The 20,020-nt window shown below is 55.0% G+C and carries 18 protein-coding genes and 1 tRNA gene; 3 read left to right on the forward strand and 16 right to left on the reverse strand.

The annotated features are described in order from the left end of the window. Positions 1 to 2 precede the first annotated feature (2 nt). Positions 3 to 710 (reverse strand): phosphohexomutase domain-containing protein, encoded by a 708-nt coding sequence (locus APY94_RS11985; RefSeq protein ID WP_058939845.1) that lies wholly within the window; start codon positions 708 to 710, stop codon positions 3 to 5. Between the two features lie 10 nt (positions 711 to 720). Beyond that, positions 721 to 1,806, reverse strand: coding sequence for a sugar phosphate nucleotidyltransferase (locus tag APY94_RS11990; RefSeq protein WP_058939846.1), 1,086 nt, complete (start codon positions 1,804 to 1,806; stop codon positions 721 to 723). Between the two features lie 222 nt (positions 1,807 to 2,028). Here APY94_RS11990 and APY94_RS11995 point away from each other — a divergent pair, with 222 nt between their 5' ends. From APY94_RS11995 to APY94_RS12005, 3 genes are all read left to right on the forward strand, one after another. Beyond that, entirely contained in the window at positions 2,029 to 3,909 is a 1,881-nt protein-coding gene (locus tag APY94_RS11995; protein WP_211259712.1) for a phosphoenolpyruvate carboxykinase (GTP), read from the forward strand. Positions 3,910 to 4,022: 113 nt separating this feature from the next. Beyond that, entirely contained in the window at positions 4,023 to 6,524 is a 2,502-nt protein-coding gene (gene malP, locus APY94_RS12000) for a maltodextrin phosphorylase (RefSeq protein WP_058939848.1), read from the forward strand. Positions 6,525 to 6,665: 141 nt separating this feature from the next. Further along, complete coding sequence (locus APY94_RS12005) at positions 6,666 to 7,958, forward strand: sodium-dependent transporter (RefSeq protein ID WP_058939849.1); 1,293 nt, start codon at positions 6,666 to 6,668, stop codon at positions 7,956 to 7,958. Positions 7,959 to 8,018: 60 nt separating this feature from the next. Here APY94_RS12005 and APY94_RS12010 read toward each other — a convergent pair whose 3' ends face one another. From APY94_RS12010 to APY94_RS12075, 14 genes are all read right to left on the reverse strand, one after another. Further along, positions 8,019 to 9,737, reverse strand: coding sequence for a glutamate--tRNA ligase (locus tag APY94_RS12010; protein WP_058939850.1), 1,719 nt, complete (start codon positions 9,735 to 9,737; stop codon positions 8,019 to 8,021). Between the two features lie 77 nt (positions 9,738 to 9,814). After that, entirely contained in the window at positions 9,815 to 11,221 is a 1,407-nt protein-coding gene (gene dnaG, locus APY94_RS12015) for a DNA primase DnaG (protein WP_058939851.1), read from the reverse strand. Next, entirely contained in the window at positions 11,218 to 11,619 is a 402-nt protein-coding gene (locus APY94_RS12020) for a toprim domain-containing protein (protein WP_058939852.1), read from the reverse strand. The genes dnaG and APY94_RS12020 overlap by 4 nt, the downstream gene beginning before the upstream one ends. A 79-nt stretch (positions 11,620 to 11,698) precedes the next feature. Beyond that, a complete protein-coding gene (locus tag APY94_RS12025; protein ID WP_058939853.1) occupies positions 11,699 to 12,973 on the reverse strand; it encodes a TIGR04013 family B12-binding domain/radical SAM domain-containing protein in 1,275 nt (424 codons plus the stop codon). A 72-nt stretch (positions 12,974 to 13,045) separates the two neighbouring features. Then, complete coding sequence (gene hpkA, locus APY94_RS12030) at positions 13,046 to 13,249, reverse strand: archaeal histone HpkA (protein ID WP_014012340.1); 204 nt, start codon at positions 13,247 to 13,249, stop codon at positions 13,046 to 13,048. A 337-nt stretch (positions 13,250 to 13,586) separates the two neighbouring features. Continuing rightward, the gene (gene dcd / locus APY94_RS12035) at positions 13,587 to 14,054 is read right to left on the reverse strand and encodes a dCTP deaminase (protein WP_058939854.1); all 468 of its coding nucleotides are present in this window, start codon (positions 14,052 to 14,054) and stop codon (positions 13,587 to 13,589) included. A gap of 464 nt (positions 14,055 to 14,518) precedes the next feature. Then, positions 14,519 to 14,594: transfer RNA gene (locus APY94_RS12040), tRNA-Arg, on the reverse strand. Between the two features lie 75 nt (positions 14,595 to 14,669). Beyond that, complete coding sequence (locus APY94_RS12045) at positions 14,670 to 15,767, reverse strand: hypothetical protein (protein ID WP_058939855.1); 1,098 nt, start codon at positions 15,765 to 15,767, stop codon at positions 14,670 to 14,672. A gap of 36 nt (positions 15,768 to 15,803) precedes the next feature. Then, positions 15,804 to 16,454, reverse strand: a complete 651-nt coding sequence (locus APY94_RS12050; protein ID WP_157065547.1) for a hypothetical protein — start codon at positions 16,452 to 16,454, stop codon at positions 15,804 to 15,806. Positions 16,455 to 16,890: 436 nt separating this feature from the next. After that, the gene (gene rpl12p, locus APY94_RS12055; RefSeq protein WP_014012337.1) at positions 16,891 to 17,208 is read right to left on the reverse strand and encodes a 50S ribosomal protein P1; all 318 of its coding nucleotides are present in this window, start codon (positions 17,206 to 17,208) and stop codon (positions 16,891 to 16,893) included. Positions 17,209 to 17,285: 77 nt separating this feature from the next. Beyond that, entirely contained in the window at positions 17,286 to 18,305 is a 1,020-nt protein-coding gene (locus APY94_RS12060) for a 50S ribosomal protein L10 (RefSeq protein ID WP_058939879.1), read from the reverse strand. A 5-nt stretch (positions 18,306 to 18,310) separates the two neighbouring features. Then, the gene (locus APY94_RS12065) at positions 18,311 to 18,961 is read right to left on the reverse strand and encodes a 50S ribosomal protein L1 (RefSeq protein WP_058939857.1); all 651 of its coding nucleotides are present in this window, start codon (positions 18,959 to 18,961) and stop codon (positions 18,311 to 18,313) included. A gap of 79 nt (positions 18,962 to 19,040) precedes the next feature. Continuing rightward, on the reverse strand, positions 19,041 to 19,532 hold the full coding sequence (locus APY94_RS12070) for a 50S ribosomal protein L11 (RefSeq protein ID WP_058939858.1): 492 nt from the start codon (positions 19,530 to 19,532) through the stop codon (positions 19,041 to 19,043). A gap of 26 nt (positions 19,533 to 19,558) precedes the next feature. Then, positions 19,559 to 20,017, reverse strand: coding sequence for a transcription elongation factor Spt5 (locus tag APY94_RS12075; RefSeq protein WP_058939859.1), 459 nt, complete (start codon positions 20,015 to 20,017; stop codon positions 19,559 to 19,561). Positions 20,018 to 20,020 lie beyond the last annotated feature (3 nt).

Consider the following 20,020-nt stretch of genomic DNA (forward strand, 5'->3'; position numbering starts at 1 on the left):
ATTCAAAGGTTCTTTTTCATGTGGTCGAGCAGCTTCCATATGCTGCCGAACTCCAGCTCCTCCCCGTCCCTGTAGAACTCGACAACCCCCTCGGGCCTGAAGCGCAGTCCGAAGTCGTAGTCACCCTTCCCGAGCTTGTGGAGGAAGACCTCTTTGGGCTTCGGGGGAAGGTAGCTGGTCATCATATCGTTGATCAGTTCAATCTCGAAGCCGAAGTGGTCGCTCATGCGCGGGAAGAAGAGCACCGCGGGGGTGTTCATGGCATCGACGAGGGCTTTTCCATCGATGTGGAAGTTGTAGTGCTTGAAGACCTCATGAAGGAAGTCGTCGAGGGCGTTGGGATAATAGACCGTCGCCCCGATGTCGTTGGGATGGGCCTCTATGAAGCTCCTGCTCTCCAGTATGGCCCCTATTTCGTCGCCATCGATGCCGCTGACGTAAACGCGGACGCCGCCGTAGTAGTACACGTAGGCCAGGGGCAGGCCCTTCCTCATGGCGAAGTCCTTGAGGGCTATGAGGGGAATGAGTCTGACGTCCATGATGGTTGAGCCTGTACTGACGATTCCGACCACCATGGCGCGCTTCCCGTACCTTGAGATGGCCCTTCCGTCCCTTCCGACTATTATCGTGCCGTGGGATATCGTTCCTATTGCCCTTCCGAGAAGGGCGAGCTCCTCAGGGTTGAACCTGGGGGAATAGTACACCTCCACTTTCATCACCTCAATCAGGCAGTATTATACTCTCCTTTCCAATCCGGGACTCCACCCAGATCTTGACGTTGGAGCCGATCTTGCTGAAGTCTTCGATGAGCGTGTTGTCGCCGATTACGCTTCCGGGCTGTATCATAACGCCCTTCCCAATGCGGACGTTTTCGCCTATTATGGCCTCCCGAATCTCGGCACCATCCTCTATGACGGCACCTGAAAATATCACCGAACGCTCTATTTTAACGTTTCTGCCAACTTCAACGTCGTCTCCAAGCACCGCGAACCCCCTTATCCCGGGCCGCCTCAGCACGCACCGCCTTCCCGTGACGAGTGCCCCTCCGTGTTCGAGGTTCCCCTTGAGGCCCTCCGTCCGCAGCTCGGGCAGCAGGAGCCGCCCATGGAAGACGTCTTCCGTTGCCTGGAGGTAGCTGGAGGGTCTGCCCACGTCGTTCCAGTATTCATTGAACGGGAAACCGTACAGGGCGAGATCGTTCTCCAGCATTCGGGGGAAGAGATCCTTTGAGAAGTCGAAGTTCATTTCCATAGGGACGAGATCGAACGCCTCCGGCTCGAAGACGTAGATGCCGGCGTTGACGAGGTTGCTGAACGTCTCCTCCGGCTTCGGCTTCTCCTTGAAGCGAAGTATCCTGCCATCGTCGTTGATTACCGCTATGCCGTACTGGGTGGGATCCCCAACCCTTGATAGGGCTATCGTGGCGAGGGCTTTTTTCCTGCGGTGGTACTCGTAGAGCGCCTTCAGGTCAAGGTTCGTCAGCACGTCGCTGGAGACGACGAAAAACGTTTCGTCCATGTTCTTTACCACCTTCTTCGTCGCCCCTGCTGTTCCTAGCTTGATGTTGTCGCCGTTGGAATACCGCATCCTGACGCCCCAACTGCTTCCGTCCCCGAAGTAGTCAATTATGCGCTCTTTGAGGTACCCGACCAGGACGTATATCTCATCCACGCCCGCCTTCACCAGGTTTTGAACGGCGTACTCCATAAGCGGCCGGTTGAAGAATGGAATCATCGGCTTTGGCCGGTACACCGTTAGTGGAAGCAACCTCGTGCCTCTGCCTCCGGCCAGAATCACGGCTTTCATTACAAGCACCGATAGTCTATATCACCGCGAGTTAATATACTTTGCGCCTGATGCAGGGAGATGAACACCGGTCGATAAATATGGGCATCGGGTACCTGTCGTTGTGACAAGCTGTCCTCCCTTTTCTGGATAATAACCAAAATACGCCCGGGAATTGCCCCATGTGCTGGTCATAACGACGAAGAATTTTTAAGCCTGAATCCAACTCCCAACGGAGGCGATATTATGAACGCCATTGAGAAGCTTGAAAAGCTCCTCGATAGAGAGCAGTTTGAGAAAATCAAGGCCCTGAACAACCCAGAACTCCACGAGTTTTTGGCGGAGTGGATTGAGTGGCTCGAACCTGATAAGGTCTTCGTCTGCACGGACAGCCCTGAGGACGAGGCCTACGTCAAATGGAAGGCCCTCTACTACGGCGAGGAAAAGATGCTTGAGACCCCGAATCACACGGTTCACTACGATAATTACTACGACCAGGCCCGCGACAAGGCCAACACGAAGCTCCTCGTTCCGGGTGGGAAGGCGATTCCCTTCCTCAACACCAAGGACAGGGACGAGGGTTTGAGGGAGATACGCGAGCTCATGAAGGGCGTTATGAAGGGCAAGGAGCTCTTCGTCTGCTTCTTCGTCCTTGGGCCCAGGAACTCGGTCTTCACGATTCCTGCCGTTCAGCTCACCGATTCAGCCTACGTCGCCCACTCGGAGTTCATCCTCTACAGGAAGGGCTACGAGGAGTTCAAGCGCTTGGGTAGAAACGCTCGCTTCTTCCGCTTTGTTCACAGTGAGGGTGAGCTCGACGATAGGAAGACCAGCAAAAACCTCGACAAGAGGAGGATTTACATCGATCTTCTCGACGAGACCGTTTATTCAGTCAACACCCAGTACGGAGGAAACACCATCGGCTTGAAGAAGCTCGCCTTCAGGCTCACCATCCAGCGTGCGGTCAGGGAGGGCTGGCTCAGCGAGCACATGTTCCTGATGCGCGTCAACGGCCCCGACGGAAGGAAGACCTACTTCACCGGTGCCTACCCGAGCATGTGCGGAAAGACCTCCACCGCCATGATAAGCTGGGAGAACATCGTGGGGGATGATCTCAGCTTTATAGTGCCCGTCAACGGCGTTGCTAGGGGAGCCAACGTTGAAAAGGGAGTCTTCGGCATCATCCAGGGCGTCAATCCCGAGGACGACCCGATAATCTGGGAGATACTGCATTCACCGGTCGAGATAATATTCTCCAACGTGCTCGTCAAGGACGGCAAGCCCTACTGGAACGAGATGGGGGTTCCGATTCCCGACGAGGGTGAGAACCACAGCGGAAAGTGGTGGCGCGGAAAGAAGGACGCAGAAGGAAACGAGATACCTCCGAGCCACAAGAACGCCCGCTTCACGGTCTCACTGGAGCACTTCCCGAACGTTGACATGGAGGCCCTGGAGAACCCATGCGGCGTTGAGGTCGGTGGAATGATATTCGGCGGCCGCGACAAGGACACCTGGCCGCCGGTCAGGGAGGCCTTCAACTGGAGGCACGGCATCGTTACGATGGGCGCCGCCCTCGAGAGCGAGACCACCGCGGCGACCCTCGGCAAGGAAGGCGTCAGGGCCTTCAACCCGATGGCCATACTTGACTTCATGAGCGTCCCGCTCGGGGAATACCTCAGGAACTACCTTGACTTTGAGAAGAAGCTCAGAAAGGCCCCCAAGATATTCGCGGTGAACTACTTCCTCCGCGATGAAAACGGGAACTGGCTCAACCACAAGCTCGACAAGGGCGTCTGGCTCAAGTGGATGGAGCTGAGGGTTCACGGGGACGTCGGGGCGATAGAGACCCCCATAGGCTACATACCGAAGTACGCGGACCTCGCCAGGCTCTTTGAGGAGGTCCTGGACAAGGAGTACACTAGGGAGGAGTACGAGAAACAGTTCACCATCCGCGTTCCGGAGTTGCTCGCCAAGATAGAGCGCATCGAGACCATCTACCGCGAGAAGGTTGGGGAAGTCCCGGAGGAGCTCTTCCAGGTTCTCGAGGATGAAAGGAAGAGGCTCCTTGAGGCCAGGGAGCGGTACGGGGACTACATCAGCCCCTTCGCCCTTGAGGGGGAGTGAGCTTTTCTCCCGATTTTCTTCTTTTTGCGGGCCTTCGTCAAACGTCGAGCGGTAAGGCTTTTTAAGGACATCGATAACTAAGTATCACCCAGGATGATATACGGGTGGTTGCCATGGCAGAGCTCGATACGTGCACATGTGATACAATCAGGGAGAAGCTTCCCCATCCGCTTAAGGGCCTGGCCGACCTGGCCTACAACTACTGGTGGAGCTGGAACAGGCGTGCCACCAAGCTCTGGGAACGGATAGACCCAGAACTCTGGCGCGAGCACAAGAACCCCGTTAAGCTCCTGCTGGACACACCTGAAGACCGCTTCAAGGAGCTCCTCCGCGACGATGATTTCATGAACCTCTACGAGCTGGTGATGGACCAGTTTGAGGCTTATATGAATCCCGAGAGTACCTGGTTCTCGACCAACTATCCCAAGTGGGACAAACCTATAGTGTACCTCTGCATGGAGTACGGTATAAGCAGGAGCCTGCCCATCTATTCCGGTGGTCTGGGAATTCTCGCTGGCGACCACGTGAAGACCGCGAGCGACCTCGGGCTTCCGTTCATAGCGGTTGGCCTTCTCTACAAGCACGGCTACTTTAGGCAGGAGATAGACAGGGACGGCCGGCAGAGGGAGATATTCCCCGAGTACCGGCCGGATGAGATGCCGATCACGCCAGTTCTCGGTAGCGATGGAAAACCGCTTCTGGTCGAGGTTCCGATTGGGGGTGACATCGTCCATGCTAGGGCCTTTGAGGTGAGGGTCGGCAGGGTCAGGATATACCTTCTCGACACGGATGTGCCCGAGAACAGCGCCGACGACAGAAAGATATGTGACTACCTCTACAACGCCGAGATAGACAAGCGCATAAAGCAGGAGATACTTCTTGGAATCGGTGGGATGAGGCTCCTGAAAAGGCTCGGAATAGAACCCGGTGTCGTTCACCTCAATGAGGGGCACCCGGCCTTTGCGAACCTCCAGAGGATGGCCTGGTACATGGAGGAGGGCCTTACCTTCACAGAGGCGCTCAGCATAGTTAGGGGCACGACGGTTTTCACCACGCACACCCCGGTTCCGGCCGGCCACGACAGGTTTCCGATAGAGGAAGTCAGGAAGAGGCTGGCAAGGTTTCTTGAGGGCAGGGAAGAGCTTCTGGAGCTTGGCAGGGAAGGCAACCAGCTTAACATGACCCTCCTGGCCATAAGGACGTCGAGCTACGTCAACGGCGTGAGCCAGCTTCATGCGGAGGTCAGCAAGCGCATGTGGAAGGACCTCTGGCCGGACGTCCCGATAGACGAGATACCGATAGAGGGCATCACGAACGGAATCCACACCATGACGTGGGTTCACAACGAGATGAGGAAGCTCTTCGACCGCTACATTGGAAAGGTTTGGCGTGAACACACGAACCTGGAGGGAATCTGGTACGCCGTTGAGAGGATCCCTGACGAGGAGCTCTGGGAGGCGCACCTCGAAGCCAAGAGACAGTTCCTCGCCCTTCTGAGGAGGAAGATCATGCGGAGGAACCAGCGCCTCGGTACGGACGACCCTCTCCCGAGCATCGACGAGAACGCTCTCATAATTGGCTTCGCCAGGCGCTTTGCAACCTACAAGCGGGCGACGCTCCTGTTCACGGACCTTGAGCGGCTGAAGAGGATCCTCAACAACCCCGAGCGGCCGGTGTACCTGGTCTTCGGTGGAAAGGCCCACCCGATGGATGAGGCCGGGAAGGAATTCCTTAAGCGCGTTTACGAGGTCAGCCAGATGCCCGAGTTCCGGGGCAAGATATTCGTGATGGAGAACTACGATATGGGTAGCGCCAGGCTCATGGTTGCGGGCGTCGATGTCTGGCTCAACAACCCGCGCAGACCGCTGGAGGCGAGCGGAACGAGCGGCATGAAAGCTGGATTAAACGGCGTCCTCAACGCGAGCATCTACGACGGCTGGTGGGTCGAGGGCTACAACGGAAAGAACGGCTGGGTGATCGGCGAGGAGAGCACGGAGCCGGAGACGGATGCCGACGACGTCAAGGATGCCGTGGCCCTCTACGAACTCCTTGAGAGGGAGATAATCCCGACCTACTACGACAACCGCGAGCGCTGGATTTACATGATGAAGGAGAGCATTAAGGGCATCGCCCCGCGCTTCAGCACCCACCGCATGGTCAAGGAGTACATGGACAGGTTCTACTCGAGGGCCATGAGCAACCACATCTGGCTCACCCGCGACGGATACCGCGGTGCGAAGGACATTGCCGCGTGGAAGGACCGCGTCACCGCCTCGTGGGACGAAGTGCGGCTCTGTGATCCGAAGGTTCGCGAAGACGGAACCGGTCTGGAGGTGGAGGTTGTCCTGGACGGACTGAAGCCCGAAGACGTTCGCGTGGAGCTCTACTTTGGGGTTAAGGCGGAGGGCTACAACGTCGAAAGGGCCCACATAATAGAGCTCAGGCATCCGAAGAAGCTCGAAGGCGGCAGGTGGCTCTACACCTACGAGGGCAACGCTCTCAGACATCTGGGCGACCCCTGCTGGCACTACGCACTCCGCGTTTATCCGCACCACGAGAAGCTGCCCCACAGGTTCCTCCTCGGTCTGGTGAAGTGGAAGAACCTCGACGCTTGAACTTTCCTTTTTGTTTCATCCCTGCACTGTACTGTGCCGTAGAATGCCAGTTGGAACTTTTAGACTTTCCCTGTGAAGGGACATATTTTTTAACCGGAAGCGTTCATTGTAAAAGCCGGACAACCTATAGGGGGTGAAATCATGGATGAGGTGAAGAAGTGGACTCTGTACCTTACGTTCCTGGTTGCGGGATTCGCCACGGGCATCGGTAGCATAGGCCTGTTCCCCCAGTTCTGGCTCCAGTACGGCATTACAGGAATGGCTGTGTACATTGTCTTCCTTGCAGTGTTTACGTACATCGCCATACTTGAGGCAGAGACTGTCATGAAGTCTGGCTACTACTTCGTCGAGCTTTACAACAAGGTTTCCAAGCGGCCGGCGATGGTGCTGTCCATCTTCGTCGTTGTGGCAATTTTCCTCTCGTACTACGCGGCCAACACCATGCTGACGGTGCTCTCGCCCGTCCTCGGCACGGGAACCGTTGCCAGGCTGATAGCGAAGGTGCTGATGTTCACCATGGTCTTTTTGATACTCACCAGAGCTAAGGAGAAGACGTTCTCCATCATGGCCTTTGGTTCGATAATCTTCGTCGTCGCGGTGACCGTGACCGCCGTTGCCTTCAAGGTTCAGATACCTGAGAACGCGGCGTTTCTGGGGCTGGCCAAGCATATGATAGTTGCCAGACACGAATTGAGCCTTGCCCTGATAAAGGCTGCCGCCGAAAGGGCCCTCTACGGTGTCGGCCTGGGAATGGCTTTCTACCTCATGCTCGGCAGCTTCATAAACGAGCGCTTCAACGCCAAGGTCATCATCGGGACAGGCATATTCATCCAGCTCCTCATAGGCGTCCTCTCCACGGTAACCGTGGTTTACGCCATTGCCCCCACAACGCCGGAAAGACTCCTTCAGTACGTCTACGGTGGGGAAGAGGGCGCCATTCAGATGATGGCCGACCTTCCCACGATACTCGCGGATTATCCCATGCTCCTGGCGTTAATAGGCCTTTCTACGTTCTTCGCCGGTGTGACCAGCCTGCTCCCAACCGCGGAGGTTGGCCTTCAGATCATCGAATCGATGATGGATACCGGAAGAAACCGGGCCGCGACGTACCTGATAGGGACCTCCCTCCTGATAGGCATCTTTGACTCCCAGCCCTCGATAGCCAACATGGTCCTCAAGGCGGTTGTCGTTGCCACGTTCTTCACGGCAATATACGAGCTCTACCCGGTGGTTTCGTCCGGAAAGAAGCTCTCAATGGCCGCTATGGCAGTGGTTGCAGTAGGCTCTCTCGTGTTCGTGGTTGGGGGTCTCTACGCCTTCTTCGGCGTGTTCAGGGCCGGCGGGCTCTACGTAGTCTCGGGTGTCCTGGCGGCCATCGTGTTGCTCTTCGGCCTCTTTGGCGACAGGCTGGTCGCCCAGAAAACGGCCGTATGATGCCCCTTTTATTTTCTCTTTAATTCCCTGCTGAAAAAGATAAGAAAAGGTGGCAGCGCGTTACCTGTGGGCGAATATCGCCACGACCTTCTCGGGCGTTACCTCGTCTATTCTGACGAATCCAAAGCGCTCGAACTGAACAACATCGTCCACGCTGACCTCGGCATCACTCTCCAGGAGGCCCTTCCTCACAACGAGTTCGTCCCCCTCGGGGACAAGAACCTCACAGGGCTTCCCCTCTGTGACCCAGTGCACCATCCTCCAGCGGTTCTCCCTGGCAACTTCGTAGTCAACGCTGTGGAACCTCGCTTTTATGCCCTCCTCTGAGACCTCAACTATCTCGACGTTGAAGAGGTCCTTAAGGCGGACGAAGTTGCCTGGCTTGAACAGCTCCATGTCATCCTTCGAGACGTAGACAGGCTTTCCAGGCACGAACTTGAGCCTCCTGACACCGCGCTCCGGGTGGTCCGGGTGGAGCGGTACCTCCGCCGTGAACTCCTCGGCCCCCTCTATCCACATCGGAATGGGATCGGCGACGAAGAAGTACCTGTTGGCCACAGGCTCGATTATCCTCCGGTTTATCGCCGCCAGGTTGTCCCAGCTTATCGTGGTGTCGCTTCTCTTGAGGCCGACGTCGATGATGAGCTCCCTTATTGCCTCGGGTCTTATGCCGCGCCTCCTGAGGGCCCTTATGGTGCCAAGCCTGGGGTCGTCCCAGCCGAGGTACTTGCCCTCCTCTATTCCCTTTCTGGTTTTGGACTTGCTGAGGATGACCCCCTCAATGCTGAGCCTTCCGTGGTGAACCGTCTGAGGGTATTCCCAGCCGAAGTAGTCGTAGAGGTAGCGCTGTCTCGTTTCGTTCTCCGCGTGCTCCTGTCCGCGGAAGATGTGGGTGACGCCGAGCTCGTGGTCGTCTATGGCCGAGGCGAAGTTGTAGAGCGGCCAGACGCGGTACTTGTCGCCAACGCGCGGGTGGTCCGCGTTGTCGATTATCCTCAGCGCCGGCCAGTCGCGGACGGCAGGATTGGGATGCTTGAGGTCAGTCTTTATCCTGACGACGGCCTCTCCCTCTCTGTACTCTCCGTTCAGCATCTTCCTCCAGCGCTCCAGCTGAACCTCAACCGGCTCCTCCCTGTGCGGGCAGGCGATGCCCTTGTCCCTAAGCTCGCGGAACTTCTCCGGTGGGCAGGTGCAGACGTAGGCCTTTCCGCCCTTTATGAGCTCCTCCGCGTACCTGTAGTATATCTCCAGCCTGTCGCTGGCTATGTGAACCTCATCGACCTTGAAGCCGAGCCACTCGAGGTCCTCCTTGATCCACTCGTAGAACTTGGGCTCGGGCCTCTTGACCTTCGGGTCGGTGTCGTCGAAGCGGAGTATGAACCTGCCGCCGTAGAGCCTCGCGTACTCGTGGCTCAGAATAGCGGCCCTCGCGTTTCCGAGGTGGAACGCGCCGTCCGGATTGGGGGCGAAGCGCGTGACGACCTTCCCCTTCTCGGCCTTCGGCAGGGGCGGGAGGCCTTTTTTCTCCTCCTTTTTCTCCTTCTTTGCTTCAAAGAACTCGGGATAAATCTCCCTGAGCTTGGCCCCCTGCTCCTCGATGCTCATGCCGTTGACCTTTTCCACGATTTCGTTCACCAGGGGAATCACTTCCTTGGCCTTCGGTCTCAGCTCCGGGTTCTCGCCGAGAACCTTTCCTATAACCGCCTTTGGGTTTGCCCTCCCCTTGTGGGTGTAAGCGTTGATGAGCGCGTACTTCAGTATGAGCTCCTCCACGTTCATTCTCCTCACCGGGGGGAGAAAGGCGGGAGTGGTTATAAAGTTAGTCCTCGGAAATTGGGAGAAAAGGGGTGCGGAGCTCACTCCGCGAAGGTGACTATCTTGAGGTTTATCGGGCGCCTGACGACGTTGTACTTCCTCGCGCCGACGAGGTACTTGACGCCGCTCTCGCTCACCGTGTCGATGAGCCTCTGGGTTATGACGCCGTTGAAGACGACGGCGTAGACGTCCTTGCGCTCCTTGAGCCGCCCGGTCATCTCCCTAACGGGTATCTCCGCGAGGACGTTTTTGTCCTTGTCGAGGAGGAGCGCCATCGACTCCTTGGAGGCCTTGACCTTCTCTATGAGCTCGCCGAACTCATCGAGCTCGCTTGGCTTCGGCTGCTGGATGGGTTTTATTATCCTCTCCTCCCTCTTGGGCTCGGGCCTCTCGGGCTTTTCCGGCTTCCTCTCCACCGGGCCCCTCTGCACCTGGCTGGGGGCGTGGGCAGCGGGTTTCCGCTCCTCCTTCCTCTCTTCCCTTGCCTTTGCCTTCTCCTTTTCCTTGATGACGTCGTAGAAGTTCCTGCCCTTGTAGAATATCTCGGTTATGACCTGCTCCGCCGGGACCTTGCTCCTGAGGGACTTGACTATCTCCTTCTTGGTGAGCTCTTCAACTTCCTTGCCCTCCGGCGCGCGGGCCACGTAGTCCACATCGGCAACCTGGAGGAGCTCCTTGAGGATGAGCTCGCCGCCGCGGTCGCCGTCGGTGAAGGCGGTAACAATGCGCTCCTTGCTGAGCTTGGTTATCGTCTCGGGAACCGAAGTGCCCTCCACGGCTATGGCGTTCTTTATACCGTGCTTGAGCAGGTTGAGGACGTCGGCCCTTCCCTCAACGACGATAATTGAGTCTGAGAACGGAACGTGCGGTCCAGCTGGGAGCTTCTCGGGGCCGTACTCGATGAGCTCCTTGGCGCGGACGGCCTTCTTGACCTCCTCGGTCAGCTCCTGGGTCTCGGGGATCTCCTGTTCCATAAGTCCCTCGAGTATCTCCTTGGCCCTCTCTATGATGTACTTCCTCTTGGTGGCACGAACGTCCTCGATGCGGAGGACCTTTATGTTGGCCTCCGCCGGGCCAACGCGGTCAATGGTCTCGAGGGCGGCCGCCAGAATCGCGGTCTCAACCCTGTCGAGGCTCGAAGGTACGGTTATCGTTCCGTAGGTTTTTCCGGCCTTTGTGTGAACTTCAACCCTTATCCTTCCAATCCTTCCGGTCTTCTGAAGCTCCCTGAGGTCAAGATCGTCACCGAGAAGACCCTCAGTCTGTCCAAAAATAGCACCAACAACGTCCGGCCTTTCAACAATTCCGCTTGCTTCAAACTCCGCGTATATTACATACTTGGTCGTTCCGAATTCGTCCTTGGCTGACATACCATCACCCTCTTTCCGTTTTTCAAACTTCTGCTTTTCAGCCAAAATGTGGTGAAGCACTGTCTTCTTCCTCTTCATCGAATCCCCTCCGGATGGGGGTCAGAAACGGAGACGACCTTGAGGTAAAGGCCGTAGAGATCCTCGATACCTTTAATGTCCTTCTTTGCGATTCTCCTGAGCTCTCTGCGCGTCTCTGCATCGACCCTGCAGGGATAGCCCTCCAGGTACCGGAGGAGCTTCCTTGCGAGTTCTTCGCCCTTTCTGTCGAAGTCCGTAAGTATCATGACCTCTTTATACGATGAGGCGATGAGCGCAACTTCCGTTAAAGGCAGGCGGGAGAGCCTTATTATCTCCGCCCTGACCCCCAGATTCCTCAGAGCCACCTCGTCTCGCAGGCCCTCAACTATGAGGGCTCCCTCAAACTCTCGCAGTTTATCTATAAGCTCCAGGAATCTTTTATAGTTTTCGGCGTACATTTCGCCGTCGGTTGGATAACGAAAGAATGGGGTTATAAGCTTATTGGGTGGCTCTTTGACACGTCCATGCGAATGGTAATCAGCAGACGTTCCTGACGGGCACCGTGTGGCTCATCGGCTCCTCGTAGAACTCTTCCAGGAGCCTCTGAAGCTTCCTCGACAGTTCAATCTGGTTGCCCCACGAACCCTCTATCTTTCCCTTAGCTGCCATCCTCCCCAAAAAGCGCTTCATCTCCTCGCTCAGCGGGCTCGGCTTGCAGCGCGCCCAGGGCGTTCCGGGGAGCGGCATGAAGTAGTGGGCCCTTACCTTCCCGCCCCTTGCCATCACCCACTCCATCAGCTCGATGCTTTTACGCTGGCTCTCCTCGCTCTCGTTCGGAAGACCTACGATGAAGTCAACGACCGGTTCAAAGCCGTACTCAAGCATGTACTCAACCGCCCGCTGGACGTGCTCTATCCTGTGAATCCGGTGCATGGCTTTGAGCATCGCATCGTCACCGCTCTGGGCACCTATGGCCAACCTCCTGTTGTCTGCATAGTCGATGAGGAGCTCCAGCGTCTCCGGGATGACGAACTCCGGACGAACCTCGCTTGGAAACGTTCCGTAGTAGAGCCTCCTGCCCTCTTTCCGGAGGGGTTGAAGTGCCTTGAGAAGGGCCTCAAGCTTGTTAAGCTTTAGTATTGCCCCCGGTGAGCCGTAAGCAAAGGCGTTGGGGGTTATGTAACGCATGTCCCTCATCCTGCGGGAGTACTTCACAATCTGGTCTATCGGCCTGTGCCTCATCCGGAGCCCCTTGATGTACGGCGTCTGGCAGTAGTAGCAGCCGAAGGGGCAGCCGCGTGTTATCTCTATCGGCGATATGAGACGGACGCTCTCGGGATACGGCGGGAAGCGCCAGAAGTCCTCAACCTTGGCGAAGCCTGTGAAGACGAACTCGCCGTTGAGGTAGAACGCCAGCCCCCTGATGTCGAGGAGCTCCTTTGTGATCCGGTACCCGGTCTTTTTCAGCACGGTGAGGAGCCGGTAGAGAACCTCCTCCCCTTCGCCTATAACCGCGATGTCAAAACCGAGCTGGCCCAGGGTGTGCTTCGGCATGGCTATCGCGTGGTAGCCTCCGGCAACGAGGAGGGCCCCTTTCTCCTTCAGAAGGCGTACCTCCTCGGTCAAGGCCCCCCATATCTCCTCGGTGAAGAAGGAGTAGAGAACAACCTTCGGTCTGGCTTTCAGTATCTCTCTGAAATCCTTGGTTATTATGATCTCACTGAGATCAAATCCCTGGCTCTCCAGGGCTCCGAGCAGGTGGACGAAGGCGTTGTGATTGCGCTTTGTCATTCTCACCGCTATCTCTGGCATGTTTGAAGCCTGGAGAATTGACTTAAAACGCTAACGGTTGGGAGATGGAAGTAAAAGAAGCCAGAAAGGCCTTCAGGCCTTGATGGCAAGCTTGATGTCCTCGGCCTTGACGGTCTTCCTGCCGGCGTGCCTGGCAAAGTCGGCGGACTTCCTGGCAAGCTCGATGGCGTACTCCTCGAGGTACTCGGCGAGAACCTTGGCAGCGTCCTCGCTGACCCTCTCAGCGCCGGCCTTCCTTATAAGCCTGTCAATCGGGGCAATCGGAAGCTCGGCCATTCGCAACACCTCCTTAACGGGTTCTTCGGTATTCTTTAGGGAATTGGAGATATATAAACCTTTCGGTAAAAGGAGGCATTTCCGCCGGTTTAACGCCAGATGCACCCTTGAATAAATTTAACTTGGCCAGTTGGGTGTTCATGGACACCTGCTTTCCTTCCGGTTCTGCCGTCATGACACTACGGCCCATTGGAGGGTCCACCCAGGTGGAGCCTTTTAACGGCTGTGGGCACGATTGAAAAAAAGCACTGGTCGATACTGCTAACGGCACCGGAAAATTATTCAAACGTGGGCGGCGGGAGGGAGAAGAAGGGGGAAAACCCTCATCCGAGGGAAATCACTTCTTTCTCTTTGAGAGCGCCAGATGCTGGCTTCCCTGATAGTTTCCGCGGTAGGGACTTTTGGCCGGTCCCTCCAGCCTTATGAAGGCTATCTGTACGAAGCGCTCTCCGTAGGAGAGCTCGACCGGTTCATCGGAGGCGTTGTAGATTCCAAGGGTAAGGTTGCCGTCCCAGCCGGGATCGACCCATGCGAAGGAGCCGAGTAAACCCTCCCTGGCGAGGCTGCTCCTGAGCTTCATGTCACCCATGACGTCGTCCGGGAGCCCAATCCTCTCGAGGGTAAGGATGAGGGCGTATGTCTTTGGGGGAATTACCACTTTCCCGGCCTCTTCAACGTCTATCAGTTCTCCGTTTATGTACGCCTCTCTCCCAACGCGCAGGTCGTAGCCCGCCGGCTGGAGGGACTTCTCGTTGAAGGGCTCGATTAGAATTTCCTTCCTGATTTTCCAGTCCGGGAGCATCATTAGTGACCACCGGTTTGAATATTCGGGTCACGTATAAAACCGTTCCGGGGGCCAGAAGAAATTCGCGCAGGTGGGTGAGCATGCCCCTTCTGCCATCCGTCCAGGACGCTTGAACGGCAGGGAAAGCAGCGCTGAAGCTTTTGGAAAACTTCACCAAGGAAAGTTTGCAGGGCAAAGTTCCATCAAAGTTCGTGGTTCTTGGTTGGGGAGCTATTTGGGAATGTATTTTCCCGAGTGTTGGCCTTTTCGATTGTGAATTCAATTTTTAGCGAGCTTGTTATTCGTGAGTTTGCATTTTAATCGACGCCCGCAGGGCGTCAAGGAGAGAAACTCCTTTTTGGTTGGCTTGTCTGAAGAATTCACTGACTTTTGGGTTCGTGTATTGTGAAAATCCTCGGAGAATAGCAATTTTGGGAAGAACCACTGACCTTGATCAAACTTCGCGCAGGCGAAGTTTGATTTGCTGGCGGGCCCGGCGGGATTCGAACCCGCGACTACCGGCTCCGAAGGCCGGCGCCATGTCCCCTAGGCCACGGGCCCACCGGGGTAGTTAACCCCGGTCTTTACATAAAGGTTACGGTAGGGAATGCATCTGAGATTGCAGGAGAGGAAAAGTTAGACTCTCCTTTTTAGGAGCAGGAGAAGAGAAAAGAGCATCAAAGCGCAGACTAAGCATATTATCCTTCTTTCGTGGGACCCCTGTAGCAGGTGATCTGAATCCGAAGGTGGCCACGGCTTTGCATTTAAGAGTTCACTTGTCAAGTCCTCAAACATCCCATCATGGTACTTTAGGAGTCGCCACTGACCCTTTTGCACACCTGCAATTAGCCAGAAATCATTAACTCGGGTTATGTAAACTATACGTATACCTGGGTCAGTTATCTTTGTGAAGTTTCTTCCGTCATATGTGAAAAGTCCTCCACTCGTAGCAAGCATCCAGCATCCATCCCACCTGACAAGATAAGCATCCATCGTGGAAATCTTGTTAATAGTTCCATTGTAGGAATAGAGTCCATAATTTGTCGCTAGGAGCACCACCGAGCCATTGGAATCCATGGAATAAACCTTAAAACCCTCTGAAAAATCCAAGAGCTTCTCCAAGCTCCCGTCATAAAGATAAAGAGAATTTTCGTAAAGATCTCCCCCGTTTCTAAGATAAATCAACCATGAGTCCCTCGATGGGATGTAAGCAACATGGATTGAGTCCCCGGTGATGTTGATCCACCTAAACTGCCCTCCGTCGAACATGGTGACGGTTTCATACGTGAGCATGGTGACCGTTCTTGAGACAAAGAGGGCATTGTGCGTTCCGGACTTAAACTCCGTAACCATGCACGCAGAGCAGCCTGGGTGGAATACGACTCTAAAAGTCCTTCCATCGAAGAAAGCCAGCCGCTCTAGACCATCAAAAATCCAGGTACCGTTGAAATATCCAACAACCACAGGATTTAGCTCATCATAATAACTCCATTCATTAGGCTCGTAGTCAATTGCGGTTCTGTTGAGGTCCACCGGTTTTCGTGGGATGGGAAATTCGTAAAAGGAACTCCCATCATAAAGGGCAGTGTGAAAGCCATCATCTTTATAATAACTCACCATCGCGTGAGTTCCATTTGAGGTGAGTCCCCAAATTTTAATATTCTCCGCTGTAACAGCTGAGGCATGCAAGGCAAGTAGCAACAAACCGACGATAACTAAGGTTCTTGCGTTCATTGGCATCCCTCTGATAACAAAGAGATAGCATAATGCCTAACAAGTTGAATTTCCTCCGGACGGACATGAAATTTCATTATAACGTTCCTTCACTTTCAGATAATTTTGTATGTCATTGCTAAAGTAATGATAGACATATTTAAAGCCACCAACAGCATTGGATGCACAATAATAGTTTACCGCCCGGTCAGTGCACCTTAAATCTTCCTCGAACATGCACTGACACCCGCAATTTTCTCTACTCCCACCAACGTAATCCTCTCTAACGGCATTATCACATTCAAATTCTACTCCCCATCCCCTATTTTTGCATTCTTGCATAAATATTTTTAGTTGGTTAAAGTTCATACCATTTGGTCTATACGGATCCATTCTCAATTGGCACTCTGAGTCATACTTGTATCCTGTGTCATCTCTAACTTGATAGTAATGTGGCTGAGGAGCTATATTAGTGAAGTGAATGTAAGCTTGACACTTATCCATGTAGTTAAAGCTGAGATTTCCCTCTATAGGTATCCACACGGCATATTTATTTTTTGCTTTGATATCATTAACTATCCTTTTCACATTGTCTCTGCAATATGTGTTATCTTGAGCTTTTGCATTATACATTGTATAAGCTCCTTCGGGTACTAGATAATAACCTCTAATCTTTGAACCTACTTGATCTTCCAGGTATCGAACCATAGTTTCATTTGTTGATATGTCCACTTGCCCTGGGGATTAGGAATCTCTGATATTATCTGAAATCCCGGTTTTTGAGTCCAGAATTCATTAATAATCTGAATCAGTGTATTAATGTCATCATTATCCCGGTCTGTTTCTGGACCAAGCTATCCGACTCCCAGTATAATAAAAAAGACTTACATTCCATGTCATTTTTATCACTCCCATATTGTTTTCAAAGAATCATAATGATAAAAATTTAAAAAGTTTTCTATTTGTATTAAAATCTAATCCAGAAACATTATTAAGAGATATGGAATAGCACTAAACTATAGACGAAACAAATATTATAGAAAGAATATAAACGTCTTCGAGACAACGACGATCGTGATCCCAAGGAACAAAACAACAAAGCTATTCTTAGAAATCTAAAATCAAAAACGTAAGAAAGAGGAGTTCAGCCGAAGAGGGCACCGAGACCGGCGAGGGCCTCCTCCTCGCTGGCCTCCTCTTCCTCTTCCTCCTCTTCCTCAGCGGCGGCCTCAGCCGGGGCCTCGGCAGCCGGAGCAGCGGCAACGGCAACCGGGGCGGCAACCGGCATGGCGGCCTTCTCGATGACCTCGTCGATGTTGACGCCCTCAAGGGCGGCAACGAGGGCCTTTATCCTAGCCTCGTCCGGGCTGACACCAGCGGCCTCAAGGATGGCCTTGAGGTTCTCCTCGGTTATCTCCTTACCAGCGGCGTGGAGCAGCAGAGCGGCATACACGTACTCCATTTTTCGCACCTCCAATCATCTTCATTTTTCATTCATTTCACACGGATTTGTTCAGGGATACGAGGGAAATGGAAAGTTCAGCCGAAGAGCGCGCCCAGTCCAGCGAGCGCGTCCTCCTCTGAGGCTTCCTCTTCTTCCTCCTCTTCTTCCTCAGCCTCCTCAACCTTCTCCTCCTGAGGCTGAGCGGCAACGGCTATTTGTGCCTGTTGGTTTAAAAGCTCTTTGGTCTTCTCGTCGAGCAGGTCCTCAGGCAGCTCCTGTGCTATGAGCAGGACTGCACGCAGAGCCCTGCCAAAGATGTCCTCGACGGTCTCTGGGGTGACGTAGCCAGCCTCCACAGCGACGTTCTTCGCGCCGAGGAAGGCCTTCTGGATGATTGCCTCGATGGTCTGGCCCGTCGGGTAGGCGGTGTTGACGGACAGGTTGAACGCGTGCATGTAGGCCTGCTGGAGCAGGTTGATATACTCACTCTCGTCGATCGCCAGGACGTCCGGGGTGTAGACGATTCCGTCCTCGTAGGCCGCGAGCAGGTTGAGACCGACCTCGAGCGGCTCGATTCCGAGCGCGTTGAGGATTCTCGCGAGCTGGTCGGTGATGACCTCACCGGCCTTGAGGACGGTGTAGTCCTTCTGGATGCTGACCTTACCCTTCTCGATCCTCGCCGGGATTCCGATGCTCTGCATCTCACCGACGAGCGGACCCGGCGAGATCGAAGTCGGACCGGCGGGTATGACGACGTCCCTGGTAACCACCGCTCCCGGCTTGGCCGGGGCAGGGGTCTTGCTCTCCTCGAGGAGCTTGTAGAGCTTGAACGGGTTCATCTCGGTGGCGAGGATTCCGGCTCCGCCCTGGATGTGGTCGATGAGCTTCTCGAGGTCCGGGTTGTTGAGCTCCTGGGCGGCCCTCTTTATGGCGAGCTCTATGAGGGTGTTCCTGCTCACGCGGAGGAGCGCCTTGCCCCTGAGCTTCTCACGCATCTTGCTGAGCGGGTAAGCCGGGACGTTGGCGACGTCAACGAGCGCTATCACTGGGTGGCTCTTGATGATGTTGGCGAGCTCTTCAACTTCCTTCTTCTTCCACTCGGCAACGTGGGCCATCTTCCTCACCTCTCCACCTTAACTGCCGGTCCCATGGTGGTCTTGACGTACACTGACTTCACTTGGTTCTCGCCGCGCTCCAGCTTGTTGATGATGGCGTTGAGAACGGCCTCTGCATTCTCTGCCAGCTTCTCGTCGTCCATGTCCTCGGTTCCGACCCTGGCGTGAACGACCGGGTTGTTCTTGAGCTGCAGCCTGACGGTTCTCTTGAGCCTGGCAACTATCGGTTCAAGGTTGGTCATGGTCGGCGGGACGACCTGCGGCATCTTGTTCCTCGGACCGAGGTACCTACCGAGGTACCTACCGATCTTCGGCATCAGCGGGGCCGCCGCTAGGAAGAAGTCGTAGTTCTTCGCCAGCTTTCTGGCTTCCCTTGGGCTCTTGGCAAGTTCCTCAAGCTGCTCTCCACTAATCACATCAAGCCCGAGCTTTTTAGCCGCCTCGGCAACGGCACCATCAGCGATGACCGCGATTTTGGGCTCCTTCCCACGACCGTGGGGCAGCACAACCTCAAGCTTAAACCTGTTCTCCGGCTTGCGGAGGTCTATATCCTTGAGGTTGACTGCCATTTCGACGGTCTGTGTGAAGTTGCGCGGCTTAGCCCGGGCCTTCGCCTCCTTCACCGCTTCCACGAATTTCTGCCTGTCAAAGGCCATTTACAGCCCTCCTTTCGGTTTTGATTTAAGCAACGAAAAGTCAAAAATGCGTAAAAAGAGGGATTTTTAAACTTTTCCCTCACTCCTCGGCGTTGGCGAAAATCTCGTCGTAAACGCCTTCGTCAATCTCCCTCTGAACTTCCCTGGGATCCTTGCCTTCGATGGTGACGCCCATGCTGAGGGCGGTACCGATGACCTCCTTCGCCGCAGCCTTAATGTCGGCCGCGAGCATCTGGTCAACCTTGGCCTTCGCTATTCTGATGACCTGCTCCATGGTCAGGTTCCCGACCGGGCTGTGACCGGGCTCGCTGGAGCCCTTCGGGGCGCCGATCTCCTTCTTGATGAGCTGGCTGACCGGCGGGACACCGACCTCGATCTCGAAGGTCTTCTTCTTCGGGTCGGTGACGATGATCTTAACGGGAACCTGCATTCCCTCAAAGTCCTTGGTGGCCTTGTTGATCTCGTCAACGACCTGCTTGACGTTGAGTCCGAGCGGACCGATAGCGGGACCGAGCGGGGGTCCGGGTGAAGCCTTTCCTCCCTCAACGAGCACCTCAACAACCTGTGCCATTTTTCTCACCTCTGTCTGTTGACCGTTCACTCCTTCTGGCGTTTGCTTATAAGTCTAACGTATTCGCCCCTCACCGTGACCGGAATCGGGACGATCGAGCCTATGAGCTCAACGACTATCTCGTCCTTGGCTTCGTCGACCCTGACGACCTTGGCCTTCTCGCCCTTGAACGGGCCGGAGATGAGTTCAACGATGTCGCCGGGCTCGAAGCCGCTCACAGCGGGCTTCTCCTCGAGGAAGTGCTCTATCTCCTCGAACCTGACCTCTCCCGGAAGGGTTCCCTTGGCGTGGCGTATGCCCTTTATGGCCTCATCCACGGCGCTTTTGCTCGGCGCCTCGATGAAGATGTAGCCCTTAACCTTTGACGGCGCCAGTATGGCGTAAACTGGAAGGTTGTACGTCTTAATCTTGCTGTATATCAGCTTGGCGGTGGTCTCTTCCTGCCCCACCGTGACACGCACTGTGAATATCTTGCCATCGCTCATCCT

The organism is Thermococcus celericrescens, from assembly GCF_001484195.1.
Classification (GTDB): Archaea; Methanobacteriota_B; Thermococci; order Thermococcales; family Thermococcaceae; genus Thermococcus; species Thermococcus celericrescens.